This window comes from Micromonospora sp. NPDC048986, from assembly GCF_040649335.1.
Classification (GTDB): Bacteria; Actinomycetota; Actinomycetes; order Mycobacteriales; family Micromonosporaceae; genus Micromonospora; species Micromonospora alfalfae.
In genome coordinates this window covers 184,646-203,031 of the sequence record NZ_JBEZFJ010000009.1, presented here as the reverse complement: position 1 = coordinate 203,031, position 18,386 = coordinate 184,646, and the positions used below count along the sequence as shown (strand labels likewise).

The 18,386-nt window shown below is 70.7% G+C and carries 24 protein-coding genes and 1 pseudogene; 14 read left to right on the top strand and 11 right to left on the bottom strand.

What is annotated here, in order from left to right:
* Nucleotides 1-34 precede the first annotated feature (34 nt).
* Nucleotides 35-784: a phosphodiesterase gene (locus AB0B94_RS20070; protein ID WP_357281951.1), complete on the top strand. Its 750-nt coding sequence runs from the start codon at nt 35-37 to the stop codon at nt 782-784.
* On the opposite strand, the gene AB0B94_RS20065 is transcribed toward AB0B94_RS20070, so the two are convergent.
* On the bottom strand, nt 751-969 hold the full coding sequence (locus AB0B94_RS20065; protein ID WP_238670446.1) for a hypothetical protein: 219 nt from the start codon (nt 967-969) through the stop codon (nt 751-753). The two genes, AB0B94_RS20070 and AB0B94_RS20065, sit on opposite strands and share 34 nt — an antisense overlap.
* 273 nt (nt 970-1,242) lie before the next feature.
* Here AB0B94_RS20065 and AB0B94_RS20060 point away from each other — a divergent pair, with 273 nt between their 5' ends.
* The 3 genes from AB0B94_RS20060 (at nt 1,243) to AB0B94_RS20050 (ending at nt 3,118) form a co-directional block, all read left to right on the top strand.
* On the top strand, nt 1,243-2,337 hold the full coding sequence (locus AB0B94_RS20060) for a 3-deoxy-7-phosphoheptulonate synthase (RefSeq protein ID WP_091405633.1): 1,095 nt from the start codon (nt 1,243-1,245) through the stop codon (nt 2,335-2,337).
* Between the two features lie 335 nt (nt 2,338-2,672).
* Nucleotides 2,673-2,900 (top strand): hypothetical protein, encoded by a 228-nt coding sequence (locus tag AB0B94_RS20055; RefSeq protein ID WP_357281946.1) that lies wholly within the window; start codon nt 2,673-2,675, stop codon nt 2,898-2,900.
* Between the two features lie 23 nt (nt 2,901-2,923).
* The gene (locus AB0B94_RS20050; protein WP_238670449.1) at nt 2,924-3,118 is read left to right on the top strand and encodes a hypothetical protein; all 195 of its coding nucleotides are present in this window, start codon (nt 2,924-2,926) and stop codon (nt 3,116-3,118) included.
* A gap of 53 nt (nt 3,119-3,171) precedes the next feature.
* On the opposite strand, the gene AB0B94_RS20045 is transcribed toward AB0B94_RS20050, so the two are convergent.
* Genes AB0B94_RS20045 through AB0B94_RS20035 form a run of 3 tightly spaced genes read right to left on the bottom strand, consistent with a single transcriptional unit; the run spans nt 3,172 to nt 4,443 of the window.
* Nucleotides 3,172-3,711 carry a DUF1360 domain-containing protein gene (locus AB0B94_RS20045; RefSeq protein ID WP_357281943.1) on the bottom strand — a complete coding sequence of 180 codons (540 nt, stop codon included), beginning with the start codon at nt 3,709-3,711 and terminating at the stop codon, nt 3,172-3,174.
* 55 nt (nt 3,712-3,766) lie between these two features.
* Nucleotides 3,767-4,105, bottom strand: coding sequence for a hypothetical protein (locus AB0B94_RS20040; protein ID WP_357281941.1), 339 nt, complete (start codon nt 4,103-4,105; stop codon nt 3,767-3,769).
* Complete coding sequence (locus AB0B94_RS20035; RefSeq protein WP_357281939.1) at nt 4,105-4,443, bottom strand: DUF6158 family protein; 339 nt, start codon at nt 4,441-4,443, stop codon at nt 4,105-4,107. Before AB0B94_RS20035 ends, AB0B94_RS20040 begins: the two co-directional genes overlap by 1 nt.
* A gap of 134 nt (nt 4,444-4,577) precedes the next feature.
* Here AB0B94_RS20035 and AB0B94_RS20030 point away from each other — a divergent pair, with 134 nt between their 5' ends.
* Together AB0B94_RS20030 and AB0B94_RS20025 are read left to right on the top strand one after the other, a co-directional pair.
* On the top strand, nt 4,578-5,000 hold the full coding sequence (locus AB0B94_RS20030; protein ID WP_357281936.1) for a hypothetical protein: 423 nt from the start codon (nt 4,578-4,580) through the stop codon (nt 4,998-5,000).
* A 25-nt stretch (nt 5,001-5,025) separates the two neighbouring features.
* The gene (locus AB0B94_RS20025; protein ID WP_238670454.1) at nt 5,026-5,355 is read left to right on the top strand and encodes a DUF3817 domain-containing protein; all 330 of its coding nucleotides are present in this window, start codon (nt 5,026-5,028) and stop codon (nt 5,353-5,355) included.
* 51 nt (nt 5,356-5,406) lie between these two features.
* On the opposite strand, the gene AB0B94_RS20020 is transcribed toward AB0B94_RS20025, so the two are convergent.
* The gene (locus tag AB0B94_RS20020) at nt 5,407-5,928 is read right to left on the bottom strand and encodes a DUF6232 family protein (protein WP_357281932.1); all 522 of its coding nucleotides are present in this window, start codon (nt 5,926-5,928) and stop codon (nt 5,407-5,409) included.
* Nucleotides 5,929-6,428: 500 nt separating this feature from the next.
* On the opposite strand from AB0B94_RS20020, the gene AB0B94_RS20015 reads away from it, so the two are divergent.
* Complete coding sequence (locus AB0B94_RS20015) at nt 6,429-7,406, top strand: NlpC/P60 family protein (RefSeq protein WP_357281929.1); 978 nt, start codon at nt 6,429-6,431, stop codon at nt 7,404-7,406.
* Between the two features lie 72 nt (nt 7,407-7,478).
* On the opposite strand, the gene AB0B94_RS20010 is transcribed toward AB0B94_RS20015, so the two are convergent.
* The 4 genes from AB0B94_RS20010 to AB0B94_RS19995 form a co-directional block, all read right to left on the bottom strand.
* Nucleotides 7,479-8,468 (bottom strand): sigma-70 family RNA polymerase sigma factor, encoded by a 990-nt coding sequence (locus AB0B94_RS20010; RefSeq protein WP_091405669.1) that lies wholly within the window; start codon nt 8,466-8,468, stop codon nt 7,479-7,481.
* A gap of 379 nt (nt 8,469-8,847) precedes the next feature.
* Nucleotides 8,848-9,789, bottom strand: coding sequence for an N-acetylmuramic acid 6-phosphate etherase (gene murQ / locus AB0B94_RS20005; protein ID WP_210784546.1), 942 nt, complete (start codon nt 9,787-9,789; stop codon nt 8,848-8,850).
* Nucleotides 9,786-10,700 carry a MurR/RpiR family transcriptional regulator gene (locus AB0B94_RS20000; protein ID WP_238670458.1) on the bottom strand — a complete coding sequence of 305 codons (915 nt, stop codon included), beginning with the start codon at nt 10,698-10,700 and terminating at the stop codon, nt 9,786-9,788. Before AB0B94_RS20000 ends, murQ begins: the two co-directional genes overlap by 4 nt.
* Before the next feature lie 75 nt (nt 10,701-10,775).
* Nucleotides 10,776-11,792 carry an NAD-dependent epimerase/dehydratase family protein gene (locus AB0B94_RS19995; protein ID WP_357281924.1) on the bottom strand — a complete coding sequence of 339 codons (1,017 nt, stop codon included), beginning with the start codon at nt 11,790-11,792 and terminating at the stop codon, nt 10,776-10,778.
* A 156-nt stretch (nt 11,793-11,948) separates the two neighbouring features.
* Between AB0B94_RS19995 and AB0B94_RS19990 the strand changes: the two genes are divergently transcribed.
* Nucleotides 11,949-12,641, top strand: a complete 693-nt coding sequence (locus tag AB0B94_RS19990) for an SDR family NAD(P)-dependent oxidoreductase (protein ID WP_357281921.1) — start codon at nt 11,949-11,951, stop codon at nt 12,639-12,641.
* Here AB0B94_RS19990 and AB0B94_RS19985 read toward each other — a convergent pair.
* Nucleotides 12,626-13,312, bottom strand: a complete 687-nt coding sequence (locus AB0B94_RS19985) for a dTMP kinase (RefSeq protein ID WP_357281919.1) — start codon at nt 13,310-13,312, stop codon at nt 12,626-12,628. The two genes, AB0B94_RS19990 and AB0B94_RS19985, sit on opposite strands and share 16 nt — an antisense overlap.
* A gap of 161 nt (nt 13,313-13,473) precedes the next feature.
* On the opposite strand from AB0B94_RS19985, the pseudogene AB0B94_RS19980 reads away from it, so the two are divergent.
* The 5 genes and pseudogenes from AB0B94_RS19980 to AB0B94_RS19960 form a co-directional block, all read left to right on the top strand.
* Nucleotides 13,474-14,061: pseudogene (locus tag AB0B94_RS19980) on the top strand (nucleotidyltransferase); the annotation flags it as partial.
* A complete protein-coding gene (locus tag AB0B94_RS19975) occupies nt 14,058-14,333 on the top strand; it encodes a hypothetical protein (RefSeq protein WP_357281916.1) in 276 nt (91 codons plus the stop codon). The pseudogene AB0B94_RS19980 and the gene AB0B94_RS19975, both read left to right, overlap by 4 nt.
* 10 nt (nt 14,334-14,343) lie before the next feature.
* Complete coding sequence (locus tag AB0B94_RS19970) at nt 14,344-15,120, top strand: metallophosphoesterase (protein ID WP_357281914.1); 777 nt, start codon at nt 14,344-14,346, stop codon at nt 15,118-15,120.
* A complete protein-coding gene (locus AB0B94_RS19965) occupies nt 15,111-15,254 on the top strand; it encodes a GPGG-motif small membrane protein (protein WP_007464364.1) in 144 nt (47 codons plus the stop codon). Before AB0B94_RS19970 ends, AB0B94_RS19965 begins: the two co-directional genes overlap by 10 nt.
* 172 nt (nt 15,255-15,426) lie before the next feature.
* The gene (locus tag AB0B94_RS19960; RefSeq protein ID WP_357281911.1) at nt 15,427-15,921 is read left to right on the top strand and encodes a TspO/MBR family protein; all 495 of its coding nucleotides are present in this window, start codon (nt 15,427-15,429) and stop codon (nt 15,919-15,921) included.
* A gap of 52 nt (nt 15,922-15,973) precedes the next feature.
* On the opposite strand, the gene AB0B94_RS19955 is transcribed toward AB0B94_RS19960, so the two are convergent.
* Nucleotides 15,974-16,747, bottom strand: a complete 774-nt coding sequence (locus tag AB0B94_RS19955) for a peptidoglycan DD-metalloendopeptidase family protein (RefSeq protein WP_357281908.1) — start codon at nt 16,745-16,747, stop codon at nt 15,974-15,976.
* Nucleotides 16,748-16,997: 250 nt separating this feature from the next.
* On the opposite strand from AB0B94_RS19955, the gene AB0B94_RS19950 reads away from it, so the two are divergent.
* A complete protein-coding gene (locus tag AB0B94_RS19950; RefSeq protein WP_357281905.1) occupies nt 16,998-18,344 on the top strand; it encodes an ABC transporter substrate-binding protein in 1,347 nt (448 codons plus the stop codon).
* Nucleotides 18,345-18,386: the final 42 nt, after the last annotated feature.

Genomic DNA, 18,386 nt, shown 5'->3' with positions numbered 1-18,386 from the left:
GCATCGGAGCCGCCGCGCGGGGTACCGGAGAGCAATGACCGTCACCCCGCCTCCGTCCCGGTCCGCCGGCCGGGTCGCCACCGCCGTCGAACACGCCAGCACCGCACTCGGCCGGCTGCGCCGTGGCCGACTGCTGCATCCGGCCGGTCGCTCGTTCGTCGGCGAGACGGTGATCTGGGGTACGCCCGGACCGCCCAGCGGGGTCGCTCTGCTGGACCACCCCGGCCGGTACCGGACCACCGCCCGGCTCTCCAAGGGAACGCCCACACCGGGCAGTTGGCCCGACGTCCTGGGCCTCGCGCTGCGCCTGCACCACGACGACGGCCGGCCGTTCGACCTGCTGGTCAGCTCCAGCGGCGCGGCCCCGGGGCTGCGGAACCTGCCGCTGCCCAGACGCCGCTTCACCGGCACGTACAGCACGATCACGTGCTACCGCGCGGGTCGGCGTCGCCTGTGGCTGGCCGCGCTGGCCGACCCGGACTCGGTCGACCTCGGTCGCAGCCTGGCCACGGCGGTCGCCGCGACCCGGACGGACACCCCGCGCCTGGTGCTCGCTGTCGCGTCGGCGGTGGGGCCGTGGCGACTGGTCGGGCAGGTCAGCCTCGGTGCCCAGCTCAGCGCCGAGGAGGACGCGGCGCTCGCGTTCGATCCGGTGCGCAACCTGCCACCCGAACTGCGGGTGGCAGGTCCGCTGGCCTGGCTGCGCGACCAGACCTACCGGGGGTCGCGCCGGGCACGCGGGGCGACCGCTCAGTCAGGCGGTTCGACCGCCACCACTGTCTGATCCGAGGTACGACGCTCCAGCACCGTGTCCGGTGCCGCGTTCTGGTCCGCAGCGCGGATGTCCGACTCGGCGAGGATGGCCTCCGCCTGCGCCTCCGGGTCGTCGCTGCCCACCGCCTCCTCCTCGGGCAGGAGGTGGTGCGCACGGGACTCCACCCGGTCCTGATCGCTCTGCTCGTGTGTCATGGCACCCCTGTTACCCCGACCGCGCCCCCGGCACGCGATCTTCGCCCCGCATCTTGGGACGACGGGACGGGTGACCGCGTCCGGTCGGGTACGCTGGCCCGGTGACGCGTTCCTATCGATGGTTTAGGCAGCCGGCTCGCACGCCGGTGACTTCACCATGAACTGACGTCACCACGGACCGAGCCGGCTGGGCAGGAGCTGTCGTTCCTGCCCTTTTGCGTACGAGCAGCCGGCTCGTCCCGGGCACCGGCCCCGGGCACTGTCGGCGGAAGGATGCCCACCGTGACGACCCCGGAGACCGATCGGGTCAGCGATCAGCGGATCGACCGTGTCGTGCCGCTGACCACGCCCGCCCTGCTGCACCACGAGTTGCCCCTGGACGCCCCGCTCGCGTCGGCCGTGTTGACCGGCCGCCGCGCTGTCGGTCGCGTGCTGGACCGCGAGGACGACCGCCTGCTGGTGGTGGTCGGTCCCTGCTCGGTGCATGACCCGGCCGCCGCCCTGGACTACGCGCAGCGTCTTCGGACGGCAGCCGACCGGCTCGCCGACGACCTGCTGATCGTCATGCGGGTCTACTTCGAGAAGCCACGTTCCACTGTCGGTTGGAAGGGCCTGATCAACGATCCCGGCCTGGACGGCAGCGGGGACGTCAACACCGGTCTGCGGCTGGCCCGGGCGCTGCTGCTCGACGTGCTCCGCCTCGGCCTGCCGGTGGGTTGCGAATTCCTGGACCCGATCACCCCGCAGTACATCGCGGACACGGTGGCCTGGGGCGCGATCGGTGCCCGCACTGTGGAGAGCCAGGTGCACCGCCAGCTCGCCTCCGGGCTGTCCATGCCGATCGGCATGAAGAACCGCCCGGACGGCAGCATCGGCACGGCGGTGGACGCGATCCGCGCCGCCGGGGTGCCGCACGTCTTCCCCGGCATCGACTTCTCCGGCACCCCGGCGATCATGCACACGCGGGGTAACACCGACGGGCACCTCGTGTTGCGCGGTGGGGGTGGCCGACCCAACTACGACGCCGAGTCGGTCGCCGGGGCACTCGACCTGCTCCGCGCCGCCGACCTGCCGGAGCGGCTGGTGATCGACGCCAGTCACGCCAACAGCGGCAAGGATCACCGCAACCAGCCGCTGGTCGCCGCGGACGTGGCCGCCCAACTGGCCGCCGGCCAGCGTGGGATCACCGGCGTGATGCTGGAGTCGTTCCTGCTGCCCGGCCGGCAGGAGCTCGACCCGACCCGGGAGTTGGAGTACGGCCGGTCGGTCACCGACGCCTGCCTGGGCTGGGACGACACCGCTGAGGTGCTCGACCACCTCGCCTCGGCCGTGCGGGCCCGTCGGGCCACCCTCCCGACGACTGTGTGACAGCCGACACCACCACCCGCGGAACACGAGCGGGGGTCGGCTCGTTGACTGGGGTGTCGGTGTGTCCAGTGTCCCCGGGCCTCACCTAAATAGCCTTCGCGGAATACCGTCCGGCTGGAGCCGCGTAGTGCCACTCGCCGAGAGGCGACCTGCACACCGACACCAGCGCCGCCCCCGGCCGACGAGGCCGGGGGCGGCGCTGGTTGTATTCGGCGAACTCCGGCGCAGCCGCCCGGGCCGAGAGTCCTGAGGAGGGCTCGCGGGGCCGTCGACCGAGGGCGTAGGCCGACGCCGGGGTGACGTTTGACCGATTCCGCCCCGGGTAGCTGATCGACGTGACCGACGACGCACCCGTGGCCGGCGAGCCGGACAACACCCAGGCCCTCGACGACCTGCTCGACGACGTCTTCCGGGCGCAGGAGCGGGTCGAGCAGGGGGAGATCTACCGCCGGGCGGTGGCCGCCGAACTGCCGCCGGACCTGCTCGCCCGCATCGACGCGCTCCCCGAGGGTGAGTACTCGGTGGACGAGGCCAGCGATCTGCTGGGCGGCTCCCTCGGATGAGTGAGCGCAGAAGGGACACCGACATGACCAACCACGAGGACCACGACGAGAAGGTGCCGGCGCTGGGTCAGCCCCCGAAGGGCAGGGACACCACGCCCGAGCCGGACTTCGCCAACGAGCACGACCGCACCGCGGTGGATCGGGACATCATCACCGGGGCGGACGAGGACGAACGGGAGCCGGAGTCGCCGCACGGTTGGTCCGGCATGCAACGTTGAGGCGTACGCGAAAGGGGGCCGGTGTCTGCCGGCCCCCTTTCGCGTCCTGCTCGTCAGTCGTCCTGGTGCCCACCCTCGGCGGCCTGCTGCGCCGTCGCGTAGGCCATCTGGAGGAAGTCGGACGCGGCGACCGCCGTCAGCGCGGTCGCGACCAGGCGGGTGAGCCGGGGCGCGAGCACCAGGCCACCGGTCAGCCCGGTAGCCACCCAGACCGCCAGGCAGAACGGGCAGCTCAGCAGCTCGCCGATGGCGTGCCGGGTGGGGCTGCCCGAGTCGCGGACCTGCTCCATCACCTCGCCGCTGCCGATCGGACGGTCGTAGCGGGTGAACGGCGCCCGCAACGGGCTGGTCACCGCGTCCTTGGACAGCAACCGGCTCAGCTTGTGCGTGGCGATGGAGAGCAGCACCACGTCGGACGGCGCGGGACGCTCCGGCACCGGTCGGCCGGTCGCCTTGACCAGGCCGGCGAGAGCCCCGGTCACCCCGGCGTAGGCGCCCATCGCCACCAGGTAGCCGCCGAGCGGCCGGTGCTCGTGCGGCGCGTACGCCCGGCGCAGCCGGGCCGCCTTGTGTCGCAGGCCAGTGTCGCTCACCCGATCTCCTCACGTGTGTCGTGGTGGTGCGGGAACGGTGTCCCGCGCGGCCGGCTCAGCCGGCCTGGAGGTTGTCGGCGACCTCGCGTGCCAGGTTGGTGAGCGCCTCGTCGGCCAGCTGGTCCGGACCGGGCCCGCCGGACCCGTCGGCCAGGTCCAGCTGGATCCGGGCGCCACCGGAATCGGCCGGCTCCACCCGGATCTCGGCGGACCAGTCGTCGGCGTCGACGTCGCCCCAGCGGGCACGCAGCTCCTCGCCGCTGATCTCCGCGGCGGGGCTGCCGTCGCCGCGCAGCGGCTCCGGCAGCCAGGCCGAGGCACGGTCGGGGTCGGTGGCGGTGCTGAAGACCACCTCGGGTGGCGCGGACATACCGCGCACGGCGCGCGCCGGCATCACGCGTCCCGCAGGCGGCTGGGGTCGACCTCGCGGCCCGGGTGTCGGGCCAGGTACTCGGTCTCCAGCTCCGCGGTGCGCCGGAGGTGATTGGCGAGTGCGGAGTCCGCCGCGTGCCGCAGGGTGTCCAGGCGGGTTCGGTGCAGGCTGTGCATCTCGCGGATCAGGTCCTCGTCGGTCAGCTCCGTCGGGTCGATGCCGAGCAGGTCGCCGTCGAGGCCGGGAGCGCCGGCCGGGTCGTCGAGCTGATCGCCGCCCCACTCGGGCACCCGCTGCTCCGGGCTCATATCCGCACTGCCGCTGGACGCAAAGCCGTCCTCACGTACCGATCCGGTCATGATCGCCCCCCTTGATCTCGTTTGGGCTGGCGTCTAGACGATTGCCCAGGCGCGGTGTTGCCAAACCAAGCCGGTGGGGCGACGACTACGACACGGTGTCGGAGACCGGTGGCGCCCCCGGTACCCTCAATGTCATGAGGCGGCTCTGGACCCCGGCGTGGATCGCGCGCCACGTGGCCATGGTCGTGCTGGTCGTGGGCTTTTTGGGGCTGGGCTGGTGGCAGATCAGCCGGGCCGCCGCCGGCAACAGCCTGAGCTGGGGGTACGCGGTCGAGTGGCCGATCTTCGCCGGCTTCGTGGTCTACGTCTGGTGGCGTGAGGTGAAGCTGGCCCGCCGCAAGGCGGCGGAGGCTGATGCTCCGCCTGCGGATCCGGCCATCGAGCCGGCGCCTGCGGTCAGCACCGGGTCCCGACCGGCGGTACGCCGCCCGGTGCGGGTGTCCCGGGTGCCGGCCAGCGGCGATGTCGTCGAGGACACCGACCTGGCCGCCTACAACCACTACCTGTCATGGTTGAACGCCAATCCGGGCGCCCGGCCCGGTGACTATCCCGGCTGAGCCGGGCTCGGAAGGACGGACGAAGGTGGGCGCTGCCCTTACCCGGTACCGCGTGATCGCCTGGATCGTGGGCGTGGTGCTGATCCTGCTGGTCGTGATCGGCATGCCGCTGAAGTACGCGTTCGACAACCCGGTCGTCGTGGAGACGATCGGGCCGGCGCACGGCTTCCTCTACATGATCTATCTGGTGGCCGCGTTCGACCTGAGCCGCCGAGCTGACTGGCCGCTGAAGCGGATGCTGCTGGTGATGCTGGCCGGCACGGTGCCGTTCGTCTCGTTCTACGCCGAGCGCCGGGTCAGCGCCTGGGTGGCCGCGCCGCAGGAGGAACGGGCTCCGGAGCCGGTGGCCGGCTGAGTTCGCTGAACGGCCGGTGGGCCGACACGGCTCCGGCCCACCGCCAGCGGGTCATCGGTTGGGCCGCCACGGGTCCGCTTCGGCGAGCGGGTCTACCCAACTGCCGTAGCGGTTGACCTCCCGGGCCCGCAGCAGCGACCGGGTGACCTGGCCGAACTGCCGTTCGTCATCGGCGCTGAACAGCAGCACCTCCGAGCCCTGGTGCCACCCCCACAGCTCGTGCGGCGGCGGGCGCCAGCGATCGCCGACCACTGCGAGAGCGGCCGGCAGCAGGAACACGGCGCCGAGGATCAGGTACGCCCCTGCGGTGAGGCGGTGCAGACCGCCGGTGAAGCCGAGGAGCACCCCCACGCCGCCGAGCATGCTGGCGGTGATGACCACGGCCCGGACGGCGATCCGGTCGTGCGGACCCCGGGTGGTACGCAGGTGGGTCAGGTCGGCGACCCGGTAACTGTTCCGACCGACGGTGAACCGGTCGACGGTCACGATGATGCCGGGCCGCGCGTACAACAGTGTCGACCGGGCGCCCGGCACCGTTCGCGGCGGTCGCGTCTTTGCGCCTTCACGATTCACGGTTCCTCCCGAAGGGGACGGTTGGCCGGGTGGTCCGCCGGCGACAGTCATCGCTGCCTGTCGACGGGATTCCCGGCTCCGGACTTCATTGTGTTGCGGCGTCGCCAGTCGACCTGGGCATTTACCGGGTAACGTCGGACCGCCACGACCGGGTGACATCGCCGAGAAACAGCATCCATTTCGGCTTTTATCGGTTATGGCGACCAGGGATACCACGGCATACGCCCGGAACGACGAAAGTCGTATATCCGTCAGCACGCCGCGAAAAGGGCGATGTTCCCTCGTTCCCAGGCGTCATCAGCCACGATGGCGACACCCAGCCCACGTGCCCGACCCGCAACTCTCCCAACTTTCGCCACTGCTTCAACTGCGAGCGACATCCGTCCCGGGTTAGGTTGGGCGAGCCGGTCCGGCCCAGTGCCGTCCGCCCGGATGGCCCCGGCCGGTGTCGTCGAGGGCGTCAGCAGCCCCGGCGGCCGTGGGAGAGGGGCCTTCCGCTCTTGTCATCCCTGAGAAATCTGCTGCGCACAGTGGCGCTGGTCGGCATGTCGGCCGCGCTGATCGCCCCGACGGCGGTGGCCCAGGCCGAGCCGTCCCCCGCCGACCTGACCCGCCGGATCGAGACGTCCTCGGCCGAGTTGGAGCGGGTCGTCGAGTCGTACAACAAGTTGCGTGAGGAGATCAAGACAAACGAGGCCGCAGTGGCCCGATTACAGACCCGCATCGGCCCGCTCGAGCAGCAGGTCGAACAGAGCCGGGCCGACGTGGCGGAGCTGGCCTCCACCGCGTACAAGAGTGGCGGCCTGCGCACCGCGGACGCCCTGCTGCGTCCGGGTGGCCCGGCCGCGTTGCTGGACCGGCTCGGCACGATCGAGCAGCTGACCCGCCAGCGGCAGGAGCGCATCTCCGGTTTCACTGCCGACCAGCAGCGGCTGCTCGACGAGAAGGCCCGCCTGGGCGCGACCTTGACCCGGCAGGCCGCACAGGCCCGTCAGCTCGCCGCGGGTAAGAAGCAGATCGAGCAGGATCTGGCCAAACTGTACGAGCTGCGCCGGCAGGCGTACGGGGCCGCCACCGAGCGACCCGAGCCCAAGGCGGCGACGACCGAGGCCAAGAACGTGCCCGCCGTGTCCGGTGCCGCCGGCACTGCTGTGCGTTACGCGTTCGGCGCGATCGGCAAGCCGTACGTCTGGGCGGCCGACGGGCCGAACGGCTACGACTGTTCCGGCCTGACCTCGGCCGCCTGGCGGGCGGCTGGGAAGTCCCTGCCGCACAACACCCGGATGCAGTGGAGCGCTGTGGCCCACATCGGGCGGGGCGAGCTACGCCCCGGCGATCTGGTCTTCTACAGCGGGCTCGGGCACGTCGCCCTCTACGTGGGCGACGGTCAGGTGATCGACGCGCCCAGCGCCGGTCGCAACGTGCTCAAGCGTGGCATGAACATGATGTCCATCCAGGGTTACGGCCGGGTGCGCTGACCACTGTCGAAAACGGCGAACGGCCGGCGTCCCCCTATCGGACGCCGGCCGTTCGCCGTCATTGCTACCAGGTCAGGCCGCTTGCAGCCCCTCCGCCCGAGCCAGCTCGCGGAGCCGGCCGAGGGCCTGGATCTCCAGCTGCCGGATGCGCTCGCGGGACAGCGAGAAGCGGGACGCGACCTCGGTGAGCGAGTGCTCCCGGCCGTCCTCCAGCCCGTAGCGGGCCCGCATGATGCCGGCGGACCGGTCGTCGAGGTGGTTGAGCAGCCCTTCGATGCGCTGCCGCTCCAGGCCGCTGAGGACGATGTCCTCCGGCGACGGCGCGTCGCTGTCGGCGACCAGGTCCCCGAGGTTGGTGTCGCCGTCGTCGCCCACCGGGGTGTCCAGCGAAACGGTGTCCTGCGACCAGCGGCGCAGCTCGTTCACCCGCTCGACGGTGACGCCGAGGGCGTTGGCGATCTGCTCCGGCTCCGGGTCGCTGCCCAACTCACGGGTCAGCTGCCGGGCCACGTTGCGCATCCGGTTGACGTCCTCCACCAGGTGCACCGGTAGACGGACGGTGCGCTCCTGCTGGGCGATCGCCCGGCTGATCGCCTGCCGGATCCACCAGGTGGCGTAGGTGGAGAACTTGTAGCCGCGCTCGTAGTCGAACTTCTCGACCGCCCGGACGAGGCCGGTGTTGCCCTCCTGGATCAGGTCCAGCATGGGCATCCCCGAGCGCACGTAGCGCCTGGCGATCGACACGACCAGTCGGAGGTTGGCGCGGATGAAGAGGTCCTTCGCCCGCTCGCCCTCGACGACCAGCCACTCCAGGTCGGCCCGGTCGACACCGGCGGGAACGGCTTCCTCACCGAGCAGGTGCTCGGCGTAGAGGCCGGCCTCGATCGCCTTGGAGAGATCGACCTCCTTGGCGGCGTCCAGCAGTGGCGTCCGGGAGATCTCGTGCAGGTAGACGCCGACCAGGTCGCGCTCCTCGGCAACCTCGTCGGTTCGCATGCCGATGTTCTTGTCCACGTTGCCCACGGTCCCCTCGCTCGCGCCGGTTGCCCGGTTCCTTGCCATTCCCCACACCTGTCAGCCCCTGGTAACTTCTGCTGTGCCCATCGGTGCTGACACCTACACAACAGATGAGACGTGTCGGGGATTCCTCGTCGTGAGTCGAAAGTGTCACGAATGCCTGAGTAGTAGCTGAGAGCACGGTCCATGTTTGCTGTCAGCACCCCATCGGGTGGCTCGCCAGTGGGCACCACATACCGGTTACCGCACCATGGCAACACCGCCCGCCGCGGGGGCACAGCGACCCGGGTCACCACCGCGATGCGATCCTGGTCACTGCCAGATACGCACCGGTGAACCGGTCGGTTCATTCACGGGGGTGTTATTACCCTCCGGCCAGATGAACAATCCGAGGGCCCGTTCGCTTCCCGGTGTGTGGGTGGGGCTAGGAGGCGAGCAGGGCGAGGGCGCCGCGTACCTGGTCGGCCGAGCGGGCCAGCGCGGCCCGGGCAGCGTCGATCTCAGCGCCCGAGACGAGGGCGACGAGCGCCGTCTTCAGGTCCCCGTCGGCCTCGGTGAGGGCCTGCCGGGAAAGCTCCTCCGAGCAGCCGGTGGCCTCGACCAGAATCGAGATCATTCGTCCGCGGAGTTTCGCGTTGGTGGCCACCATATCGATCATGAGGTTCGAGTAGACCCGACCCAGGCGCACCATGACGGCGGTCGAGAACGTGTTGAGCACCAATTTCTGCGCTGTGCCCGCCTTCATCCGGGTCGACCCGGTGACCACCTCGGGTCCGGTGTCCACCCCGATGAACACGTCGACCGACCGGGCGGCCTCCGCCTCCGGATTGGCGCAGAGCAGCACCGTCGAGGCGCCCTTGGCGCGGGCCGCGGCAAGCGCCCCGAGGACGTACGGGGTGCGTCCGCTGGCCGCCAGACCGACCACCAGGTCCCCGGCCCGTACGCAACTGGCCGCTTCGACCGCGCCGCCCCGGTCGTCGTCCTCGGCGTCCTCGACGGCCCGCCACATCGCGTCCGGGCCGCCCGCGAGGTGTGCGCAGAACCAGTGTCGGGGCGAGTTGAAGGTGGGGGCCAGTTCGGCGGCGTCGAGCACGCCCAGCCGGCCGGAGGTGCCGGCCCCGAAGTAGTGCACCCGGTGACCGCCGCGTAGCGCCGCGACCGCCAGGTCGACGGTGGTGGCGATCTCGTCGAGCACCGCGGCAACCGCAGCGGGCACCCGTCGGTCCGCCTCGTTGATCACGGTGAGCACGTCCCGGGTCGACATCAGGTCGAGGTCGACGCTGAGTGGATTACGTCGTTCGGTGGGGGCACCCACCCGGACCGTGGGGCGTGCGGGCCGTGCGGGCATCTCCGCACCGGCCGTCATGCCCGCCTCCGGTTGGCACCCACCCGGTGCGACTGGACCGCCTCGGCGGTCGCCTCCAGGGCCTTGCGGGCCCGGGCCCGGTTGCGGGCGGCCACCCCGACGAAGAGGCAGTCGACCACTGTGAGCTGAGCCAGCCGGCTGGCCGTCGCGCCGGAGCGGTAGGTGGTCTCCCGGGCCGCCGTGGTCAACACGAAGTCCGCCACGTCGGTGATCGGTGAACGCGGGAAGTTGGTCAACGCCACTGTCGCGGCACCGCGGGTACGGGCCTGCTCCAGCACCTCGATCACGTCGGAGGTGGTGCCCGTGTGCGAGATGCCGATCGCCACGTCTCCCCGCCCCAGCAGGGCCGCCGACGTGAGCGCGGTGTGCACGTCCGGGAAGTAGAAGGCGATCCGGCCGATGCGGTGCAGCTTCTGCTGGAAGTCCGAGGCGACGAACCCGCTGGCGCCGGCGCCGTAGATGTCGATCCGAGCGGCACCGCTGATCGCCTCGACCACCTGCTCGCAGACGGCGGGGTCGAGTTGCTCGGCGGTCTCCTCGACGGCGCGGGCGTCGTTGAACGCGATGGTGGCGATGATCTGGGCGAGGTCGGCGCCGGGCGGGATGTCGCCGCCGACCACCCGGGCGTCCGGTGGCTCGATCCGGCGGGCGGCCTCGGCGGCGAGGCGGATGCGCAGTTGGGGGTAACCGTCCATGCCCACCGAACGGCAGAACCGGATGACTGTCGCCTCGGATGTCTCGGCTGCGGTGGCGAGATCGGTGATTGTCCGCCGGGCGGCGGCCGCTGGGTCGGACACGACCAGCCGGGCGACCCGCTGCTCGGCGGGCGACAGCGATGGCAACAGCCCGCTGATGTGGACGATCAGCCCACCGGGCTCGTGACTCGCAGAAATCTTCGGACTCTTCGCCACGGATGAAACTTACTTTCAGCAGGCGTGAGCGTCAACTATGACTGTCCGAGGTGGGGGAAACTTCGATCGCCGGGATCACCGGTCCCGTACAGCCTGCCACTTCCCCAGGATCGCCGCCTCCTCCGCCGGGTCGAGTCCACCCTGCCGGACGGCCGCCGGGTGCGCGGCCATCCACGACGCGGTCGCCCGAACGGTATCCGCCAGCGGACGGACCGTCAGACCGGCGCCCACTGCCGGTCGGACGTCCCGGTCCATCAGGCCGGCGGTCTCCGGCAACCGAACCCAGAGCGGCAGCGCCCGCTCCCCCGACCACTCGCGCACGTCGTGGGACAGCAGGAACTCCTGGTCGACCCAGGTGAGGGCCGGATCGGCGACGCCCAGCCCGGCGGCCACCCCGGCCAACAGCTCGGCCCGGGACATCGCCGGAGCGGTGCCGTCGTACGTGCCGCCAAGGCGGGTGCCGGCGGCGTGCAACAGCCAACGCGCCAGATCGGCGACGTCCACGAACTGCACCCGATCGGTCGGCTGCCCGGGGGCCAGCACCTCGCCACCGGCCGACAGCCGCCGCACCCAGTACGGGAAACGGTCGCTCGGATCCTCCGCGCCGACGATCAGCCCCGCCCGGCAGATGAACGAACGCTCCACGCCCACCCGCTCCCGGACCAGTGCCTCGATGCTCACCTTGCACTCGCCGTACCAGTCGTGGTCCGGGCCGACCGGACCGTCCACGTCCGCCGGGGCCGGCGGCAGGATCGGCGCGTCCGCGGCGGTCTGGCCCGGGGTGGTGTGGTCCGCGTACACCGAGATCGTCGACACGAACGACCAGTGGTCGACGTGGTCGGCGAGCGCGGCGAGCGCGTGCCGGGCGTGGCTGATCTGGCGGGTCACGTCGACCACCGCGTCGAAGCCCTCGGCGGCGAGCGGGACGAGCGACCCGGGATCGTCGCGGTCGGCCGCCACGAACCGCGCCCCGGCCGGCACGGCGCCGGACACGCCCCGGGCCGCGCAGGTCACGTCGTGACCCTGTTCGACGGCGAGCCGTGCCGTCGCCCGGCCGAGGAACTGGGTGCCACCGAGAATGAGGATCCGCATCCGCCGATCCTGCGCCCCCGAGCTCCTGACAATCCAACCAATCTGCCCACGGCAGACCGTGATCATGAAGCTGTTGCCATTCAGGTCGGCGTGTCACTGCGACAACTTCATGATCGACGGAAGGGGTGGAAGGGGTGGGGCACTAGCGTGGGGCCCATGGGAGAGCGCAGCGTGTTGGTGACCGGGGGTTCCGGCGGGCTCGGCGGGGCGGTCGTCGCCGCGTTCGTCGAGGCGGGCTGGCGGGTGGTCGTACCGGAGCGGAAAGCCCGGCCCGGGTCGGAGCCGGCGGCGGCCGGACTGGTCCGGGTGGTCGCGGACCTTGGCGAGCCGGCGGGCGCGGCGCAGGCGGTCGAGGCCGCGGCCGGCGAGCCGGCGGCGCCGCTGCGCGCTGTGGTCAACCTCGTCGGTGGGTACGCCAGCGGCCCGTTGGTGCACGAGACACCGGTCGAGGAGTTCGAGCGGATGCTCACCGTCAACCTGCGGCCGACCTTTCTGGTCACCCAGGCAGCGCTCCCGCACCTGGTGGCGTCCGGCGGCGGCGCGGTGGTCTGCGTCTCGGCCCGCGCGGCGGTCACCCCGTTCCGCGGCGCTGCGGGCTACTCGACGGCCAAGGCGGCGGTGCTGGCCTTCGCCAACGCTGTCGCTGTGGAGTACCGGTCGCAGAACGTGCGCTGCAACACGGTGCTGCCCAGCGTCATCGACACCCCGGCGAACCGGGCCGCGCAGCCCGACGCCGACCATTCCCGCTGGGTCACCCCGGCCGAGATCGCGCCGGTGATCCGGTTCCTCGCGTCGGCGGATTCCGCCCCGACCAGTGGCGCCACAGTGCCGGTCTACGGGCGGGCCTGAGCCACCACCGGGCCGAGGTCCTCGCCGCCCGAGGCGGACGGCGGTAGCCAGGTTTCCAGGTGCGCCTGGATCTGCTCGGTCACCTCCTCGGCCGGGCGGCCCGCGTCCACAAGCACGAAGCTGGGGTACTCGGGCAACGCCCGGTAGGCGGTGTCGGCGGCGGTCAGCCACCCCATCGTCTCGTGGTCGGTGCCGCGTTCCTCGATGCGCCGGTACGCCTCCGCCGGGTCGACCGCGAGCAGGAAGGTCACCTGCGGTGTCGGGAACAGCCGGTAGCCGGCCCTGGCGAGCCGCTCCCAGCGCTGCCCGCCGTGCGCCCTGATGCTCGCGTACTGGCAGGCCGAGTAGCGGTCCATCACCGCCGTCCGACCGGTGAGCAGACAACTGATCAGGGCGATGGCGATGGCCAGCCAGCGCAGCACCGACTCCACGGCCAGCACGCCGTCGCGGCCGACGAGCCGTTGCGCGTCCGGCCGACCGAGGCGATGGGCGAGCCGGCCGAGCCAGCGGCGGCCACTGGCGTTGCGGCGGTAGGTGGCGGGGCGTCCGGCGGCGGTCAGCGCGTCGGCCAGCCGGTGTGCCTGCGTGGTCTTGCCCGAACCGTCGATCCCGATCAGGGCGACGGTGCGCAATCGGGCCTTGCGTCGTCGCATCCCCGATGATCTGGCCACTCTCCACAGGTTATCCGACCTGTGCACGTGGTCCGTGAGGTTTGTGGTGCTTCATCCCTGTTGACGCCCTACCGAGACCCCAGCAGGTGTGGACGACCGGAATGCCGGGTACCGGAGTTTGAAATCCAACCGCCGGTCCACCAACACGACGACGGAGGAACCAGATGGCTGAGCGCGGAGACGAGAGTCTGGTGCACACCCTCAAGAAGGTCGCCGCCGTGCTCAAGCAGTCCGAGATTCCGTTCGCCCTGGGCGGCAGCTTCGCGGTCTACGCCCACGGGGGCCACTCCAGCGATCACGACGTCGACTTCCTGATCCGGGAGGCCGACGTGGAAGCGGCACTGGAGGCCCTGGTGGCCGCCGGCTTCGTCGCCGAGCGTCCACCGGAGGACTGGCTGGTGAAGGTCTTCGACGACGGCCGGATGGTGGACCTGATCCACCGGCCGATCGAGACCCCGGTGACCGAGGAGACGTTCGCCGACACCGTCATCCGACCGGTGGACGCGATTCGCATGCCGGTGCTGTCCGCGACCCAGCTGATGGTGCACAAACTGCTCAGCTTCTCCCAGCACTACTGCGACTTCGCCCGCGGTCTGCCGCTGGCCCGCTCGCTGCGGGAGCAGATCGACTGGGAACGGGTACGCAAGGAGACGCAGCACTCGCCGTACGCAGAGGCGTTCCTGGTGCTGCTGGACCGGCTGGAGGTGGTGCCGGACGCCGGCACCCAGCCAGGAGAGGGGACATCGTGACCCACCATCGCGACATCGACTCCGGGCCACCTGACGAGTACGTCGAGGCGGAGATCCAACGGTTGCTGGTCGAGGACCCCGCCGTCGCCGAACAGGGGATCACAGTGGTTCGACGGGAACGCACCCTCGTGCTCTACGGCGAGGTGGAGAGTCCGCACCGGCGGGAGGAGATCCTGCGTCGGGTGTCCGAGCGCTTCCCGGACGTGCCGATCACCAGCGACATCGGGGTGATCCGCACCCAAGCGCCCACGGAGATCGAGCAACTGCCCTGAGGGAGGTTCCATGGTGATCCGGATTGCCGCTGTGGGCGACGTACATCTGGACGAGGACGTGGTCGGTCGATTCCGGCCGGCACTGGAGGAGTTGCCGGAGTGCGCCGATGTGCTGCTGCTGGCCGGGGACCTGACCCGGCACGGCACCGAGGCCGAGGCGCGCTGCGTGGCAGAAGAGTTCGGTGGGTTGGCCGTACCTGTGGTGACGGTGCTGGGCAACCACGACCACCAGTGCGACCAGGTGCCACAGGTGGTCAAGGTGCTGGAGGACGCGGGCATCACGGTGCTGGAGGGCAACGGCGTCGTGCTGGACTGCGCTGGTGGCCGGCTCGGCATCGCCGGCGTCAAGGGCTTCGGGGGCGGGTTCGCCGGGCGGTGCGCCAGTGACTTCGGCGAGCCGGAGATGAAGGCCTTCGTGCGGACCACCACCGACAGTGCGGACCGGCTCGGTGCGGCGCTGCGCTCACTGGACTGCGACATGCTCGTCGCGCTCACCCACTACTCGCCGGTGCCGGACACACTGGCCGGCGAGCCGTTGGAGATCTACCCCTTCCTGGGGTCGTACCAGTTGGGGCAGGCGATCGACTCGGCGCCCACGGCGCTGGCAGTGCACGGGCACGCGCACGCCGGCACCGAGCGCGGCACGACCCCCGGCGGGGTACGCGTCCGCAACGTCGCGCACCCGGTGATCAAGCAGGCGTACAGCGTCTTTCACGTTGGCGATCAACTCGACACCGATCAGGTTTCCCGGATCGGCCAGTCGGGTAGTCAGAGGTCATGGAGCTGATTCTCTGGATTCTCGCAGTCGTACTCGTGGTCGCCGGCATCCTCGCGCTGTTCCGCCGGCAGATCCTGTGGGGCATCGTCCTCATCGTCGTCGGGCTGTTGGTCGGCCCGGGTGGTGTCAGCATCTTCAATTAGCGCTCACACGTTCAACACCGGGACCCGCCGGGGTCGCCGCGACCGAAGCTTCGTCCTCCCGACAGAAGCATCGGTCATGGCGATCCCGGCGCTTTTTCGTGGCTGGCCGGCCCCGTGACCCACCCTCCCCGGCCGGTGGTTTGAGCCGCCCCCGAGAGGAAATATCTCGACCATGGAGATATCTCAGGACGCGCCGGCGACCTCCGGGCGGCGAGCGTGGTGGGCCCTCGCCGGTTTCGCGGCGGCGGTCTTCGTCGCGGCCGCGATCGGCGGGCTGGGAGTGCAGGGCACCACCGAGGAGTACGCGAACCTGCGGCAGCCCGGCTGGGCCCCGCCCTCGTGGCTCTTCGGCCCGGTCTGGTCGCTGCTCTACGCGCTGATCGCGGTGGCCGGCTGGCTGGTGTGGCGCCGGGTCGGCTTCTCCCCCGCCCTCTGGGCGTGGACCGCCCAACTGGTGCTCAACGCGATCTGGACCCCGCTGTTCTTCGGCGCCGGGCTGTACGGGCTGGCGTTCGCGGAGATCGTGCTGATGTGGCTGGCGATCGGCCTGACCGTGGTGCTGTTCGCCCGGGTGTCCCGGGTGGCGACGGCGCTGCTGCTGCCGTACTGGGCCTGGGTCACCTTCGCCGCGGCGTTGAACCTGTCGATCTGGCGGCTGAACGCCTGACCCGTCGGTTCCCCGACGGCGGCGACCGCCGGGGACCGTGGCCGTTGCCGGATCAGCAGCGGGGGACGTTCGGGATGTAGCCGTCGTGGCCGGTGTAGACGTACGCGTCGGCGATGAAGCGACCGGAGCCGATCCGGTCCCAGATCGAGCTGGTGCCGTACGTGCCGGTGACAGTGGTGCCGCTGGTCTGGCAGGCGATGGTCACCCGGGTGCCGTCGGCGACGGTGCCCACCGAGGCGTACCCGGTGCCGGGGCCGGAGCGGACGGTCAGCGGCGTGCCGCTGGTGTCGACAGTGCCGTTGCCGCTGCCCGAGGAGCACCCGTTGCCGCTGGTGTAGCTCTTGGTGCCCCAGTAGAGCGCGAGGCTGCCGTTGAAGCGGACCTGGATGTCGGCGCCGTTGAGGCGCTGCTCGTAGTGCAGGTGCGGGCCGGTCGACCCCCCGGTGCTGCCGACCCAGCCGATCACCTTGCCGTACCCGACCGTCTGCCCGACCGAGACGTTGAAGCCGCTGAGGTGCGCGTAGTAGGTGCTGTAACCGCCCCCGTGGTTGATTCGGACGTACTTGCCGTAACTGGTGCCGCCGAGGTCGGTCACCCGGTCGACGGTGCCCGGGGCGCTGGCGACCACCGGGTCGCCGGCGTCGTCGGTGCGGTTGAAGTCGACGGCGTACGCCGGGCTGTGGTCCGACCGGGTCTGCCCGGACCAGGACTGCCCGCACGGGAACGGCACCTTGAAGGTCGGTGCGGCCATCGCCGGGGTCGCCGGCACCAGCGCTCCCCCGACGAAAAGACCTGTCACCAGCAGGCTGATCCACCGCTTTCGCATACAGCTCCTCCTATGTCGAAAACCTTCGATCCGGTGCGCCCAGCCTGACAGATATCGTCAATCTTCGAAAGAGTCCCCAGCGTGTCCCGGGAGCGCGCCCACCAGGCAGCCCGCAGGTTTCCGGATTGTTACTCGCTCGTGTCTGACAGGGGGTGGACCGCGCCGGATGCAAGCGCTTACATGTGTGCACGCCCAATCGGACCGGCGACGGGTCACCAGCACGACCGCGCCGGCTAGGAAGGAGGACGGCATGGCGGTCTTTACCAGACCACGCCAGGCCTTCGTGATCGCCGGCGTACTCGGGCTGGCGCTCAGCGCCACCGCCTGCGGTACCGGCGACGACAAGAAGAGCAGCAAAGCGGGCTCCGCGGAGTGCGCCGCATACGACAAGTACGAGGGCCACGACGGCAAGAAGGTCTCCATCTACGCGTCCATCCGTGACGCCGAGGCCGACCTGCTGGAGCGGTCGTGGTCGCAGTTCACCGAGTGCACCGGCATCGAGATCGACTACGAGGGCAGCGGCGAGTTCGAGGCGCAGCTCCCCGTCCGGGTCGACGGTGGCAACGCCCCCGACATCGCCTTCGTGCCGCAGCCGGGTCTGGTGAAGCGTTTCGCGGACGCCGGCAAGCTGAAGTCCCTCAGCGCCGACACCAAGGCCCTCGCCGAGCAGAACATGCCGGCCGACTGGCTGAAGTACGGCACCGTGAACGGGACGCTCTACGGCGTGCCGCTCGGCGCCAACGTGAAGTCCTTCGTCTGGTACTCGCCGAAGACGTTCAAGGAGAAGGGCTGGGAGGTTCCGACCACCTGGGACCAGCTCATCGCCCTGAGCGACAAGATCGCCGCCAGCGGCGTCAAGCCGTGGTGCGCGGGCGTCGAGTCCGGTGACGCCACCGGCTGGCCGGCCACCGACTGGATCGAGGACTTGGTCCTGCGGACGCAGGGTCCCGACGTCTACGACCAGTGGACCACCCACGCCATCCCGTTCAACGACCCGAAGATCGTCGACGCGGTTGACCGCGCCGGCAGCATCCTCAAGAACGAGAAGTACGTCAACGGCGGCTTCGGCGGCGTCAAGAGCATCACCACCACCGCCTTCCAGGAGGCGGGCCTGCCGGTGACCACCGGCAAGTGCGCGATGCACCGACAGGCGTCGTTCTACGCCAACCAGTTCCCCGAGGGCACCAAGGTGGCCGAGGACGGCGACGCGTTCGCCTTCTACTTCCCGGCCATCGACCCGGCCAAGGGCAAGCCGGTGCTGGGCGCGGGCGAGTTCGTCGTCGGCTACGCCGACCGTCCCGAGGTCCAGGCCGTGCAGACCTACCTCGTCTCGGCGGAGTACGTGAACAGCCGCGCGAAGCTCGGCAACTGGGTCACGGCGAACAACAAGCTGGACATCGCCAACGTCGCCAGCCCGATCGACAAGCTCTCCGTCCAGATCCTCCAGGACAAGACGGGCACCTTCCGCTTCGACGGATCCGACCTGATGCCGGCCGGCGTCGGCGCGGGAACGTTCTGGAAGGGCATGATCGAGTGGCTGAACGGCAAGGCGACCGCCCCGGTGCTCCAGGGCATCGAGAGCAGCTGGCCTAAGTGATCCCGGCGGTGGCCCGGTCCGCGTTCGCGGGCCGGGCCACCG